Origin of the sequence: Bradyrhizobium sp. AZCC 2289 (genome assembly GCF_036924615.1) — a bacterium.
Lineage (GTDB): Bacteria > Pseudomonadota > Alphaproteobacteria > Rhizobiales > Xanthobacteraceae > Bradyrhizobium.
The window spans coordinates 3,154,230-3,167,586 of sequence record NZ_JAZHRY010000001.1 but is presented as its reverse complement, the minus strand read 5'-3'; the positions used below and the strand labels follow the sequence as shown (position 1 = coordinate 3,167,586).

12 protein-coding genes and 4 pseudogenes are annotated in these 13,357 nt (G+C 59.3%); 8 read left to right on the top strand and 8 right to left on the bottom strand.

Translation table 11 applies throughout. The features are described from left to right. Positions 1-957 precede the first annotated feature (957 nt). The 8 genes and pseudogenes from V1289_RS15275 to V1289_RS49705 form a co-directional block, all read right to left on the bottom strand. Positions 958-1,302 (bottom strand): Dabb family protein, encoded by a 345-nt coding sequence (locus V1289_RS15275; RefSeq protein ID WP_334407474.1) that lies wholly within the window; start codon positions 1,300-1,302, stop codon positions 958-960. 186 nt (positions 1,303-1,488) lie between these two features. Further along, positions 1,489-2,132 (bottom strand): annotated as a pseudogene (locus tag V1289_RS15270) (anthranilate synthase component II). Between the two features lie 2 nt (positions 2,133-2,134). Beyond that, on the bottom strand, positions 2,135-2,383 hold the full coding sequence (locus V1289_RS15265) for a chorismate-binding protein (RefSeq protein WP_334397694.1): 249 nt from the start codon (positions 2,381-2,383) through the stop codon (positions 2,135-2,137). A gap of 23 nt (positions 2,384-2,406) precedes the next feature. Then, entirely contained in the window at positions 2,407-2,853 is a 447-nt protein-coding gene (locus V1289_RS15260) for a chorismate-binding protein (protein ID WP_334397693.1), read from the bottom strand. 290 nt (positions 2,854-3,143) lie between these two features. After that, entirely contained in the window at positions 3,144-3,296 is a 153-nt protein-coding gene (locus tag V1289_RS15255; RefSeq protein WP_334407473.1) for a hypothetical protein, read from the bottom strand. Positions 3,297-3,375: 79 nt separating this feature from the next. Beyond that, a pseudogene (locus V1289_RS49710) lies at positions 3,376-3,627 on the bottom strand (LysR substrate-binding domain-containing protein); the annotation flags it as partial. Further along, the gene (locus V1289_RS15250) at positions 3,516-3,968 is read right to left on the bottom strand and encodes a hypothetical protein (RefSeq protein WP_334397692.1); all 453 of its coding nucleotides are present in this window, start codon (positions 3,966-3,968) and stop codon (positions 3,516-3,518) included. The pseudogene V1289_RS49710 and the gene V1289_RS15250, both read right to left, overlap by 112 nt. Before the next feature lie 42 nt (positions 3,969-4,010). After that, a pseudogene (locus V1289_RS49705) lies at positions 4,011-4,190 on the bottom strand (helix-turn-helix domain-containing protein); the annotation flags it as partial. Between the two features lie 1,074 nt (positions 4,191-5,264). Between V1289_RS49705 and V1289_RS15245 the strand changes: the two are divergent. The 8 genes and pseudogenes from V1289_RS15245 to V1289_RS15220 all read left to right on the top strand — a co-directional run bounded on the left by V1289_RS15245 (position 5,265) and on the right by V1289_RS15220 (position 13,276). Then, a complete protein-coding gene (locus tag V1289_RS15245) occupies positions 5,265-5,891 on the top strand; it encodes a DODA-type extradiol aromatic ring-opening family dioxygenase (RefSeq protein WP_334407471.1) in 627 nt (208 codons plus the stop codon). Positions 5,892-5,955: 64 nt separating this feature from the next. After that, positions 5,956-6,309, top strand: coding sequence for a hypothetical protein (locus tag V1289_RS15240; protein ID WP_334397691.1), 354 nt, complete (start codon positions 5,956-5,958; stop codon positions 6,307-6,309). A 69-nt stretch (positions 6,310-6,378) separates the two neighbouring features. Continuing rightward, positions 6,379-6,791: pseudogene (locus V1289_RS49700) on the top strand (6-phosphogluconolactonase). Beyond that, entirely contained in the window at positions 6,739-6,981 is a 243-nt protein-coding gene (locus tag V1289_RS49695) for a 6-phosphogluconolactonase (protein ID WP_442896009.1), read from the top strand. The pseudogene V1289_RS49700 and the gene V1289_RS49695 overlap by 53 nt, the downstream one beginning before the upstream one ends. A 217-nt stretch (positions 6,982-7,198) precedes the next feature. Beyond that, complete coding sequence (locus tag V1289_RS15235; RefSeq protein ID WP_334397690.1) at positions 7,199-8,383, top strand: HlyD family secretion protein; 1,185 nt, start codon at positions 7,199-7,201, stop codon at positions 8,381-8,383. Between the two features lie 2 nt (positions 8,384-8,385). Next, entirely contained in the window at positions 8,386-9,918 is a 1,533-nt protein-coding gene (locus tag V1289_RS15230; RefSeq protein WP_334397689.1) for a DHA2 family efflux MFS transporter permease subunit, read from the top strand. Between the two features lie 1,077 nt (positions 9,919-10,995). Next, positions 10,996-11,211, top strand: a complete 216-nt coding sequence (locus tag V1289_RS15225; protein WP_334396559.1) for a hypothetical protein — start codon at positions 10,996-10,998, stop codon at positions 11,209-11,211. Beyond that, positions 11,201-13,276 carry a recombinase family protein gene (locus V1289_RS15220; protein ID WP_334396560.1) on the top strand — a complete coding sequence of 692 codons (2,076 nt, stop codon included), beginning with the start codon at positions 11,201-11,203 and terminating at the stop codon, positions 13,274-13,276. Before V1289_RS15225 ends, V1289_RS15220 begins: the two co-directional genes overlap by 11 nt. Positions 13,277-13,357 lie beyond the last annotated feature (81 nt).

The window sequence follows — 13,357 nt, the reverse complement described above, 5'->3', positions numbered from 1 at the left end:
AGTCTTGCGTGGCGTCCGGTAACGGCCGTTGCGAAGCGTAGACAGGGAGGTTGTAGGCCGGAATGAAGTGAACGGGAATATAGCCCCGAAATCGAACGTGATCGGAGTGGCCGACCCTGTCGCTCAAAGGGGAAGGCGGAATCGCAGGCCGCGACAACGCGAGCGGTCCGAGGTGCTCCCGGGGTTCGGTACCGCCAGCATGCAACCAAAGGAAGCAACGTGAACAAGGGAGATCCATCCGGTTCAGGCGCAAGCCTGTAGGACCTGCCAAGCCGAAGAGGTGAGAAGGGTCTGATGACTGGGTGGAAGTCAGACTGACCGATAGTACTCTGCGGTCGGGAGAGCCGGCTACATGGGGAAGCGGTCAGCGGTAGTTGAATTGTTCTTGGGCGACATGGGCTCCATTCAACGGGGCCTTCTACTCAGTGAGAAGATCAGCTGACCATGGAAACGAAACTTGAACAGATAGCAGTGAAAGCTGTGAACCAACTGCCGAAGAGCGTGGTGCGGGTAATCCGCACGCCACGTTCTGTGGGAGCCGGGGGCGGGCGACCGCCTCCGGCGACCCGGTGGCGTCGAGCGATCGACGCCCCTACTCGACCCTTTTGCGCACAGCGGGCCTGCCGAACTGGGCGCGCGTTTCATACCAGGTCCGTTGGAGCATGACCCGTTGGACCAAGGCGGCTGCTACCGTTCTCCTTGAGAACGCCGCAACGAATTGGGTGAAACGACCGTGAACAAGACGGGCTGGAAGCACTCGCTACACCAAGAAAAATGAATAACATAGAGAAAGTTCACTGCGTTCGGGACGCAAGAGCCGCAGGCTCAAACCGTGTTCTGGTGGATCTGGTGACACTCGTTCCGGATAAGCGCGGTCTGCAAAAGATCGCAATGCCGCGCAGGCATGCGCGCCTCGAACCAGATCATTTCATTCCAACTCAAGTCACGCTGAATAGATCACCACGAGGACACGATTTCGGTTTGCATCCCGACTATTTCAAGTGGAACGCACCCCGCTCGCGGGTCGTAGTCTACGGCGAAACGTAGCTCTCGAAGCGGCCGTACGCGCTTGATGGCTTCTTCGTAAAGCGCGTCTGCTTTGTAGGCTGCAAGTGCTGTTTCATCATCGAATTCGCCATAGACGACGACATCGAGCATATTCTCAATTTTGTCAGTTTTTGCATTGCGCGCGATTTCGAGTCGGCGCGCGTGTGGGATCTTGGTGAGAAGCGCGAGGCCATCGATAACGCGTGCGATGTCGGCCTCATTTTTGGCGCTGAACAGAACGATGTGACGAATCATAGTTACCGAGAAACTGAGATGTGATGGACCGATATTGTGGCATTGCGTCATAGAAACGCCAGTCTCTGCTGCACTCTATCCCCAATCCCCCTAGCGGCTCCATAGAGTATGGCAACGGCCGGACGACCGTAAGCTTATCTTCATGGGGGTTCCATCGCACCGAGCCAAGGTCGAATATTGTCTTCGTCACGACCGTGCTACGATGGCTGACGCGAGTCGACAACGCGCGGTGTTGGCGCGCTCCATGCATTCTCGATTCCATTTGTCGGTAAGGTCCAGGAAGTTCGCAAGCAGCACATCACCATCCTGGGTGAGTATCGACTCCGGATGGAACTGTACGCCATAGGTTGGCGCGTCACGATGCGCTAAGGCCATGATCTCGCCCTCCTCTGACCGCGCGGTTACCACGAGAGCCGACGAGAATGACTCTTCGAATTCGATTGCCAGGGAGTGGTAGCACCCGACGAGCAATGGCGAGGGAAGGCTGGCAAAGAGACGTTCGCCATTATGCATCACCGGCGAGGCCTGCCCGTGAAGGGGACGGCGAGCCGCCACGACCTGCCCTCCAAATACGCTCCCGATGCATTGGTGCCCGAGACAAATCCCGAGGGTAAATGGCCGGATAGCGCGCGGACAACGGCAACCGAGATGCCAGCCTCGGCTGGGGTGCGCGGACCCGGCGATATCACAATGCCGCGCGGCTTCAACTGAACGAGAGCATCGACGTCGATTTGGTCACTGCGCACGACCTCCACAGTCGCTCCGAGCATTCGGAAGCAGCGAGCGATGTTAAACACGAATGAATCATGATTGTCGATGATTACGAGCATGATCAGTGAGGCAGTGTGCCACTGAACGCTTCGAAGAGGCGTTGGGCTTTGGCGAACGTCTCCTCATACTCGATCTGTGGTTGCGACATCGCGGTGATGCCGCCGCCAGCGTAAAAGACGGCCGTGCCATTACGGATCGTCGCGGTTCGAATTGCGATATTAGTATCCATATTTCCACTGAACCCGATGAAGCCGATGGCGCCGCAATAGACCCCTCGCGGCCCCCCTTCGATCTCCGCAATGATCTCCATGGCCCGGATTTTCGGTGCCCCGGTTATCGACCCCCCCGGAAAACAAGCGCGCGCAGTAAGCTGATCGCATCCTGATCGTCGGCAAGTTCGCCCGTAACGACGGACACGAGGTGATGCACGGAGGCATAGGATTCGAGGCCACACAACACCGGTACCTGAACCGATGGCGGTTGGCAGACACGCGACAAATCGTTGCGAAGAAGGTCAACGATCATGATGTTCTCCGCGCGATCCTTGCGAGAGGAGAGAAGATATTCCGCTCTGCGACGGTCTTCGTTAACGTCCCCGGATCTGGCAATTGTGCCCTTGATCGGGCGGGTCTCGACTGACCGGCCATCGAGCTTGAGAAAGCGCTCCGGCGAACTGGAAGCGATGACCAGATCCCCATAGCGCAGGAACGCTCCGAAGGGCGCCGAATTCAGCGTGCGCAGCCGGCTGTACAGCTCAAGCGGATCGAACGGCGTGCCCAAGCGCGGCGCTGAATCGCTGCGCTATGTTGGCCTGGAACAAGTCGCCCGCCAGAATCAAGTCGATGACTCGCTGGACAGCGTCCATGTAGGTCTTGCGGCTGAAGTTCGAATTCCATGGGCCGGTCGCGTCGCGCGATGATGGCGCTGGCGACATGCGGCGCTCGAGGAGCGCCGTCAACTCATCAGCGCGTCGTCGCGCCCGCTCGCTACGACGTACCGGCTCTCGCTCCGGCCAACCGGTTGACACGATCAACCGCCGGCTTTCGTAGTGATCGTAGGCGATCACCACATCATAGAAATTGAGGACCGATTGCGGCACGCCCTGACCGGGGTGTGGTCGGAGCCGGGTGCTGCTCCAGTGTCTGGTTCAACTCGTATGCAAAGAAGCCGGCCGCTCCTCCTTGGAATGGCGGTAGGTTCGGATCGTGCTGCTGGCCAAACATGGCGAGGCGGGTGCGCAAAGATAAAGGCGCGAAGCGCTGCGGAGGGTTGCCTGCGGCTCTGATAATAGAGGTGAAAGCCCTCGACGCTGGGCGACCACTCTTTGAGCACCCGAACCAGCTTGCCAGTCTTGAGGTGAGGCTGGACGAGATCTTCCGCTAGGTACGCCAATCCGACACCATCAATTGCCGCTTGAACAGCTGCGTCGGCGTTATTCAATGTCACGACTGCGGGAGCGGAAAGGGTTTTTCTTTTACCGTTCCGTTCGAAGACCCATCGATGTACCTCGCCATCCCAGGAATGCCGGAATGCGACGCATCGATGCGATGCGATATCCTCCGGTGTGTGTGTGGCACCGGGCGCTGGGCGAGGTAGCCGCGACTACCCACCACAGCAACTTGTATCGCATTGCTCACACGAACGGCGATCGCCTCCGTAGGTATGCGGCTCCGCACCGCCAATCCAGCATCGAAACCTGTCGCAACAAGATCCATGGGTGCGGATTCCACGCAGAGCTCAAGGTGCACCTCGGGGTAGCAAGACAGAAAGCGCTCCCAAATGGACGCTATGACCACGCGAACAGCCCAATCATTTTGAGTGTAAATACGCAGACGACCTGAGGGCCGATGCTGCTGATCCTTCAACTCCTCCAGCGCACCTGTGATCTGCTCCATCCCAGGCCTAAGGCGCTCTAGAAGTCGAACTCCGGAGTCCGTCAAAGACACGTTGCGCGTCGTCCGATGTAGCAGCCTAATTCCGAGACGCTCCTCCAGCTGGCGGATCGAATGACTGAGCGCCGATGAGGGTACCCCGAGTTGGGCCGCCGCCGCCCGGAGACTGAGATGGTCGGAGATCACGAGGAAAGTGTTGAGATCGGAAAAATCGCTGCGGTGCATTGATAAATTTCCTTCAGTAAGCGACGTACGGATATGAGATTTTCATTTGGGTGCGTTTGCGTCAATATGACGATCAGGGCTTCGCGATCGAGGAGGATTGAGAAAGGCTCAGCTGCCGAGCTTGAAGTGTCCCGAGATAGACGAGCGATGCCTGCGAGTGCCTGATCTGTCAGGCGCTAACGGTGATCGTCGCCGTAAGAAAAGACTGCTTTGAGGTCGGCATCATGAGATCGCTGTTGATTGCAATTCCAGCGCTGCTGACGGTAGCTCTGGTAGCATTGAAGCTCCTGGTTCTTGTTATCCTGGAGCACTGAAAATGCTGAGGCTCCGTCATCATCATCGTCGCCGTGACGAGATAAACGATTACTGGAACGGCAGCGCCTCTGAGGAACGCCGTTCGAACTGGCCATATTGGACAATAGGTATTGCTGTGTGCGTGATCGTAATGATGGGGCTATGGAACGGATAGCGCTTTACGAATTCGTCCTCGTTTTTCTCCCAATTTCAATTGTTTCTCAGGTATCGGGTTCGCCTTGAGACGTCCGCTACAGCAAGCGGCTAGCGCCCGTCAGGGGCTCAATTGCCGAGCGCGTTAGTGAGCTTCATTCAGCGCCTGACGTAAAAAAATGAGATTTTGTTGAGGCGTTGCTCGGTCAATATGTGCGTGCAGCGTCATCGATTCGTGGGCTTTCTTGTGGGCTGCCAGGATCGGGGACCCTATCAAGTACTCACGCGCGCGGCCACGAAAACGTGGGCGTTCGCCGTACCCTCGTAAAGGAACTCTGCCTGAGTGTTTGGACCATGTTTCTAGAGTGCGTAGCATAAGCTTCCACAAGGAACAGGCCGTGCGCCACTGCAAGCCCACATTCTTTCTTACTCACGGTGAAGGCCATGGCCCCTTCTCAAAGGAGAGGTCCGCCGGAGGTTGCCGCGCTCGAGACGTCGCTGAGCGAATTGCGCAGCCGTCTGCCTCAGACCCCCGAGGGTATTGTTGTGATTTCTGGACATTGGGAAGCAAAGGACTTCCTCGTGATCGGCTCCCCGAACAGTTCACGACTACGGTGGCGTTCCTGACTGCCGCAAGATGCGATACCCGGCCCCGGGAGATCCCATTCTGGCGCGCCGCATTCTCGGGCTATCCGTAAGCGCGGTCTAGCCGGACGGCTCGATTCTCTGCGAGGCTTCGACCTTGGTGTCTATTCGATTCTCGCGGTAACGCACCCAAGCGCCAACGTGCCGGTAATACAAGTGTCGATCAGATCCGACTATGATCCGGCTGCCCACCTGGAACTCGGCCGAGCGCTAAGGCGCTTGCGCAACGAAGGGATCCTAATCGTTGGCAGTGGCAGCAGCAGTAACCCCCTGGATCCAGGCGATGCCGTAGCAGGGTCGCGGGCCTTCGATGCGTGGCTCGTAAACGCAGTTGTCGATCTTCCTCCCGTCCAGCGCCGTCGCTGCCTGCTCGATTGGAAGCGCGCGCCCTATGCGCGCATTGCTCATCCGCGAGAGGATCACCTGATGCCTCTCCTCGTCGTGGTCGGCGCCGCGGAAAACGAGCCGGGACAGGTGATATATCGAGAGGACGGTCCGAAAAGCCTCTCCAGCTACCGTTTTGGAAACTCGGTTGCCTCCACCGACACTGTCGGACTTCTGCCGTCGATATCAACTAGCAAAATCGAAGCGCAGGAAACAGCGGAGTAAACGGAGCCACGTTGGACGCTGCTTGTTCCTTCGAGTTCTGCTGTATGCCAATGGTAGGCCGTAGATGAACGCCGCTACGTTCTCCGCAGCCGCGGCACTGGCGGGCTCCGCCGTCGGCCGCTTAAGCGACTTCATTGACGAAGCTTCGCGCCTTTATACACACACAATGACGCACGACAGCGCGCGTCCGACGGATTTCGTCGGCGTACACGCGAAGATCAGCAAGATGCGCTTCATGTCTTCACCAGAGGTGATTGCGAGCGCCGAAAAGATCGTCAGCACCATCATCGAAACCTATAGCAAGCCAAATCGAGACACAGTGCAGATGAGAGCCGCCGGTGATCACGACATCGCGGATCCACTGCAGAGCTTCAGTGAGATGCGCCGCGCGGAGCTGCGCGATCTGACCCTAGTCTGAGGGAGAAAAGATGAAAGGCAAGCCTCGAGTCTTCCGGGATCCGATGGCGCCGGCGCAGCATGTGGCGGGTTGGTTGACTTCGGCCGCGATCGCGTAAACCGTTCGTTTCGAATCTCGGTTTCAGGCGGTTCGACGCCCCAAGCACTCAATGCGCTCCTCGCGTCGGACGAATGGGTAAGCGGCTTCCCCTGGCATCCGGTCTCCTGGTACTGGGGTGATGAGCGCTTCGTGCCCCCGACCACCCGGAAAGCAATTTTCGTATGGTGTGGGATACCATGTTTGCCAAGGTGCCGGCCCCCTTGGAGAGTATCCATCCCGTGCCCATCGACGCAACCCCGGAGGAATCCGCGCAGAGTTACCAGAAGGTTCTCCAAAAAGCTTACGGTGCCGACGCGCTTGACCCGAAGCGTCCGTTCTTCGATGTGAGTGATGCTGCTCGGACTTGGAGCAGACGGCCACACGGCCTCACTGCTGCCGGGTGAGCCCGTGCTACAAGAATGGAGATCCTGGGTAGCTGCGGTAACGCATGGACAGTCGCGGCCGCGGATGACGATGACCTATCCGATGATTGAGAGCAGCCGATACGTCGCGTTCCTTGTTACCCGACAAAAGAAGGTTTGCATTCTTTCGGTCATCCGCAACGGTCGTACCAGGTGCCCGCTTCTCGAGTGAGCCCGGTCGGCGAGCTCACTGGTTTGTCGATAAGGCCGCCGCGGGAAATTCCATAGTCCGGCAGCCGAAAGCGCCTACCTTATCGGCGATTGCTGAAAAAGTTTCATCCAGCGGCTGACTGCGAGGCGCATTTTCATTTCGCGCGACCGTCACAATATGACCGGCGCAGGTAAAATTCGTGCTCAGGAGCGGCGGTTTGGTGAAAATGCGATCCGAGATGACCGATGACGTGGCCCGAGCGGAGGCGACGCAAGAAGTGCGGGCCGAGCAGGGAAATCCGAAACCTGACGTGGTGCCGCTTCAACACAGATCAGTTTCCCCGAAAGGCGAAAAGAAGATCTCTCCTCCGCGCCGCCGCTGGATTCGGCCATTTCTGTTGGCGCTGCTGCCGGTCGTGCTGCTTGTCGGCGGCTACATCTACGTGCAAGGTGGCCAGATCGTAACGACTGACGATGCCTATGTTGAGGCGGATAAGATCGGGGTATCTACTGACGTTTCCGGGACTATTAAGGATATCAAAGTCCGTGAGAACGAGCACGTCACCGCTGGGGAGGTGCTGCTTCGGCTCGAACCCAGTCAGTTTCAGATCGCGGTCGACAATGCAAAGGCAAATCTCGATCAGACCGAACTAAACATAGAATCGATGAAGCAGGACTACCGGCGGATGCTTCGCGACATTGACGCTCAACAGGCGCAAGTTGAGCTTGATCAGGTGACTTACGACCGCGCCGCGACACTGATCAAGACTGACGCAACACCTCGGGCAAACTACGACCAGGCCCGCTTCACGCTTCAGTCCGACAAGAGCAAGGTTGCCTCGCTCGAGCAGCAGGCGGAAGTTCAGCTTGCCAAGCTGCGCGGCAACCCCGACATCGCGGCGAGTGATCATCCGCAGTATCAGCAGGCCAAGGCGCAGCTCGACGAAGCACAGCGGCAGCTCGACCATACCGTGGTGAGGGCGTCGTTTGACGGCACCGTGACCAACGTCTCATCGGTCGGGCTCGGCAAATATCTGTCCGCCTCGACCGTCGCATTCTATCTCGTCGATAATGACCATGTATGGGTCAGCGCGAATCCCAAGGAAACTGAGCTGACCTACGTCCGCCCGGGACAAGCGGTCTCCGTCAGCGTCGACACCTACCCCGATCTGGAATGGCAAGGCACCGTCGAAAGTATCAGCCCGGCGGCGGCTCAGGAATTCCAGCTTTTGCCTGCGCAGAATACCAGTGGCAACTGGGTCAAGGTCGTGCAGCGGATTCCCATGCGCGTGCGCGTCGAGGCAACCCGTGACCCTCGGCCGCCGCTTCGTGCCGGCATGAGCGTCGAGATCGCCGTCGATACGGGCCACAAGCGCGGTCTACCGCACTTCCTGGACGTGTTCGGCGACGGTCGGAAAGAATAGACATGAGCGAGCAGACAGCTCCGACCTCGCCAAACCGCGGCGCGATTACCGCTTGCGTTATCCTAGCGACGCTTATGCAGGCCTTAGACACCACCATCGCGAACGTCGCGCTCCCGCACATACAAGGTAGCGTCTCGGCCAGTCAGGACCAGATCAACTGGGTGCTGACGTCGTACATTGCCGCTGCCGCGATCATGACTCCGCCTACCGGCTATCTCGCCAGCCGATTCGGTGTGAAGAGGTTGTTTCTGCTTGCGGTAGCCGGGTTTACTGTCGCGTCTATGTTTTGCGGCATCGCGCAGTCGCTGCCCCAGATTGTGCTGTTTCGCTTGATGCAAGGGGCGTTCGGCGCGCCGCTCGTGCCGCTATCGCAGGCCGTGTTGGCCAATATCTATCCCAGAGAACGGCAGGGCTTCGCGATGGCCCTATTCGGACTTGGAGTTATGGCCGGTCCTATTTTGGGGCCCATCCTCGGTGGCTGGTTGACGGAGAATTACAGCTGGCGCTGGGTATTCTACATCAATCTTCCGGTAGGAATCCTAGCTTTCGCAGGTCTTGGCGTATTTCTGCAAGATTCACGAAGCAACGCGAGCGAGAAGCTGGACTGGTTCGGCTTCGCAACGCTGAGCGTCACAATAGGAGCCCTTCAGATCCTGCTCGATCGCGGCGAACAGCTCGACTGGTTCGGGTCAGGTGAGATCTGGATCGAGGCGATCGTGACGGGGGCAGCCTTTTACCTCTTCATTGTTCACACGCTCACTGCGGAAAGACCGTTCATCAGGTTCTCTCTGTTCAAGGACCGTAACTTCGCGGCCGGAACGCTCTTCATCGCCGTCGTCGGCCTCACTTATTACGCCTCCCTAGCTTTGCAGCCACCCTATTTGCAAAGCCTGATGAACTATCCCGTCGTTACGGCCGGTCTTGTGATGGGGCCGCGCGGTATAGGCACAATGGGGGCGATGCTCGTGGTCGGACGTCTGACAGGGCGTGTGGACACACGCCTGCTTCTGGGCATAGGACTTGGGCTTACATCGTGGGCCTTTTACGTGATGACTGGGTGGACGCCGGCTGTCTCGCAGAGCCAGATTGTCGTTATCGGTCTGGTACAGGGTGCGGGTCTGGGCTTTCTTTTCGTGCCGCTTAGCTCGACGAGCTTGGCCACATTATCCCCAGAAGACCGCACGGAAGGGGCTGGTGTCTACAACCTAGCCCGCAATATCGGTTCGAGCGTGGGTATTTCTGTGGTGAATGCTCTGCTAACTAGGAATATCCAGATAAACCACGCCGAGATCGTGAGGCATGTCACGGCCGTGAACCGGGCTTTCGATCTTCCGGCAATATCGCAGTTCTGGAGTCCGGTGACCGACGCCGGGCGAGCGGCGCTCGATTCGATGATCACCACGCAGGCTCAAATCATCGCATACATCGACGACTACAAGCTGTTGATGATCGCAACTCTCGCCGTGTTTCCAGTGCTCGCTGTTTTCAAGAAGGCTGATGGTGGTGGCGGAGAAGGCCATGCGGTGGAGATGTGAGCGCGGTAATTGGAAGCGGCAGGTGACCCAAGATTTTCAAGTACTATGGATGCGTCGGAGACAGTAAGATCGCCGCTATGGCTGGCCGCGATGCTACAGTCAGGTTGGTCTAATCAAAAGTGCTTTGAATTGTGGCCGAGAAGCGTGCCCAACCCGAGATAGGGCAGAAGAACACCAGAATCCAAGAATCGTCTTCGTTGAATTAGATCCGTGAGGACGGCTCGTCCTGCTCGGTTAGTACGAGCTATATCGCGTCCGTAGTTATCGAGATCGAAAATTGCTAAGGCGTCTGCGCCAAGCGGCCGTTCCAGAATCTGGGGATGGCGTAGCGTCGTTTTGGTGTCGTGGTAACCGTCGCGCAACTGCAGGCGAAGACCGCGCGGCCGCGGACGCGGAAGGCACGACAGCGCCACTGGCCTATGTTCACGGCGAGGGCACCATTCTGCCGCGGAAGCGCATCAGCTGCGGCGCGCACCCAAAGGAGCGGTCTTCCTGCTCAGCAGCTCCTTAATGCCGGTAGCCGTCGTCGGCCCTGGCTGCGTGCCATTCCCGACATAGTACCACTCGCTTGATCCCTGTGCCTGTCGTAAATTAAATCCGGGCATATTGGTGATGCAGTCCGCCCAGGGTTGGGCGACAAAGAATGTGCCCGGCGCGATCGACGGCGCGCGAGACCGGCGCATCTTTCTCCAGGGATAGATGCGTGCGGGCCCCATTGTACAACACGACGACGGAACGCCCACGGGATCGCGGAGTACGAGCTTCTTTATCCGTGGCATCCTTGGGCCGGCTGCCTGGTCCATATTCATGAGGTGGTTGAGAAGGCTGGCAGAGAGGTTTTCCGTTGCAGCCTCTCTGGTCGGGCATCTGCGCGATGGCTGGAGATTCCGGCCTGGATGTTCGATCGGGCGGCTCGCGCGACCTGGCGTGTTGGCGCCACTCCCTATGTTGAGCTTGCGGTGCTCACCGCCTTGGCAACGCTGCTGCAGGATGTGACGTCGGTTTCGGGCGCACCATCGCAATTGCGGAATTCCAGCGCAGCATTGGGCTCTCACGACGCGAATCGGGGAGATGTCCATGCCGCGCCCGCCTACCGCTCACCGCCATCCTCACAGCAATGCACGTCAGTTCGATCTGTTCTGCGATCCGCCCACCGCCGCGGCGCAGACGCCGCAATGGCAGGCGTTGCCCGCCGAGACGCGCCATACGCTGACGAAGCTGATGGTCCGCCTGATCTTCGGCCACGCCGACGGCGACCTCCGGCAAAGGGAGGAGATGCGTCATGATGTCTGAGAAGATCAGGCCGCATCATCTGGAGCGCAAGGCGATCCTGTATGTACGGCAGTCCTCCGCCCATCAGGTTCTCCACAATCGCGAGAGCAGCGCCTTGCAATATGCGATGCGCGATCGTCTGACGGCGCTGGGCTGGTCTCGCATCGAAACGGTCGATGACGATCTCGGGCGCTCGGCGGCAGGCGGCGTCGCGCGCGCCGGCTTTGATCGAATGGTGGCCGAGGTCTGCCTGGGCAAGGTCGGTGCGGTCGCGGCGCGGGAAGTCTCGCGTTTCGCCCGCAACAGCCGTGACTGGCAGCAGCTGATCGAGATGTGCCGCGTCGTCGATACCGTGCTGATCGATCAGGAGACGGTCTATGCGCCGCGTCAGGGCAACGACCGGCTGTTGCTGGGATTGAAGGGCAGCCTCAACGAGTACGAGCTCGATCTTCTGCGCCAGCGTTCGCTGTCGGCCCGCTATGAGAAGGCCCGGCGCGGCGAACTCATCGTCGCTGCCCCGGTCGGCTTCGTGAAGGTCGGCGACAGGCTCGAGAAGGATCCCGATCGCCGTGTCCAGGAGGCCATCATCCTCGTCTTCGACAAGGTGGCCGAACTCGGCAGTGTCCGGCAAGCCCTGCTCTGGTTCATCGAGCATGGGCTGGACTTGCCCGCCAAGCGCCATAATGGTGACGTGGTCTGGCGCAGGCCGCACTATACCACCATCCACCGGATGATCGAGAACCCGATCTACGGCGGCGCCTACGCCTATGGTAAGAGTCGTGTCGCGACAGGATATGATGCAGCCGCAGGCGTGATCCGACCCAGGAGCCGTCGTAAGGCGCGAGCCGAATGGCTGGCGCTGATCCCAGGCGTCCATGAGGGTTACGTCAGCTGGGAGCGGTCGGAGGCGATCCGCAAGATGGTGAGCGACAACTTGCCCACAGGCCGACATCACGGAGCGCCGAAGCACGGCGACGCTTTGCTCGCCGGCCTTGTCCGCTGCCGGCGTTGCGGACGCAAGCTGACGGTCCGCTACACCGGCGCCAAGCATAACATTCCGCGCTATTCCTGTTGGCGGGGTTCGCTCGACAATGGCGAGCCACGCTGCATCGCATTCGGAGGATTGCGTGTCGACGACGCCGTCGAGGAAGCTCTTCTGCGGGTTGTCGAACCGGCAGCGATAGCTGCGGCCGTCGAGGCCGAAGCCCAAGCGGCCAGCCGCCGCGATCAGGTTCGTGATGCGCTGGCGCGCGACCTCGAGGCGGCGCGCTACCGCGCCGATCGGGCATTCCGACAGTATGACGCCATCGATCCGCAGAACCGGCTGATCGCGGCGGAACTGGAGTTGCGATGGAACAGCGCGCTCACACGTGTAGGCGAGATCGAGACCAGGATTGCCGCGCATGATGCCTCGACATCGGAACCATCACGCTCGCCAGGACACGTCGCCGCGCTGGCCGCTGATCTCAAGGCTGTCTGGTCGGCGCCGCCGACCGACGCGAGGCTCAAGAAGCGAATCGTGCGCACCGTCATCCACGAGGTGGTCGCCGATATCGATGACGAAGCGTCAGAGATCGTTCTCCTGATCCATTGGATGGGCGGCGTTCATACCGAACTGCGCCTGCCGAGGCGTCGCCGCGGACAGCGCAACAGCATCTCCGCCGACATGCTCGCCGCCATCCGCCAGCTGGTTCTCATCGCCAATGATGATCTGATTGCCGGCATCCTCAACCGGAACGGCCTGGTGACCGGCCACGGCAATCGCTGGACACGGGAGCGGGTCACCGCGCTCAGGTCGCATCATAAGATCCCGGTCTTTCGACCGGTGCCGGATGGGAACGAGCCATGGCTCAATCTGAACAAGGCGGCGGGTTTGCTCGGAATTGCACCGAAGACGCTCAGGCTCGCCGCCGAAGCGGGCGAAATCGAAGCGGGGCATCCCCTGCCGGATGGTCCGTGGCTCTTCCGCCGATCAACCCTCGGCGAACCGGCCGCTCAGCGCATCGTTCATCGCGCGAGGCAGAACCCCAATCACCCCACGGGATCGCATCCAGATCGGCAAAACCTCTTCTCTTCAATCGCGTAGACGGATGGGTGTTATGAAACAGGATTGTAATATTTCATGTACGACAGCAGTAGGTGACGGAGGTGGCGCTCGCTGAACACA

Excerpts from the sequence above, each read along its gene's own strand:
- V1289_RS15275 (WP_334407474.1), bottom strand. The coding sequence starts at position 1,302 with ATGATTCGTCACATCGTTCTGTTCAGCGCCAAAAATGAGGCCGACATC.
- V1289_RS15265 (WP_334397694.1), bottom strand. The coding sequence starts at position 2,383 with ATGGAGATCATTGCGGAGATCGAAGGGGGGCCGCGAGGGGTCTATTGC.
- V1289_RS15255 (WP_334407473.1), bottom strand. The coding sequence starts at position 3,296 with ATGTTTGGCCAGCAGCACGATCCGAACCTACCGCCATTCCAAGGAGGA.
- V1289_RS15250 (WP_334397692.1), bottom strand. The coding sequence starts at position 3,968 with ATGGAGCAGATCACAGGTGCGCTGGAGGAGTTGAAGGATCAGCAGCAT.
- V1289_RS15240 (WP_334397691.1), top strand. The coding sequence starts at position 5,956 with ATGAACGCCGCTACGTTCTCCGCAGCCGCGGCACTGGCGGGCTCCGCC.
- V1289_RS49695 (WP_442896009.1), top strand. The coding sequence starts at position 6,739 with ATGCTGCTCGGACTTGGAGCAGACGGCCACACGGCCTCACTGCTGCCG.
- V1289_RS15235 (WP_334397690.1), top strand. The coding sequence starts at position 7,199 with ATGACCGATGACGTGGCCCGAGCGGAGGCGACGCAAGAAGTGCGGGCC.
- V1289_RS15230 (WP_334397689.1), top strand. The coding sequence starts at position 8,386 with ATGAGCGAGCAGACAGCTCCGACCTCGCCAAACCGCGGCGCGATTACC.
- V1289_RS15225 (WP_334396559.1), top strand. The coding sequence starts at position 10,996 with ATGCCGCGCCCGCCTACCGCTCACCGCCATCCTCACAGCAATGCACGT.
- V1289_RS15220 (WP_334396560.1), top strand. The coding sequence starts at position 11,201 with ATGATGTCTGAGAAGATCAGGCCGCATCATCTGGAGCGCAAGGCGATC.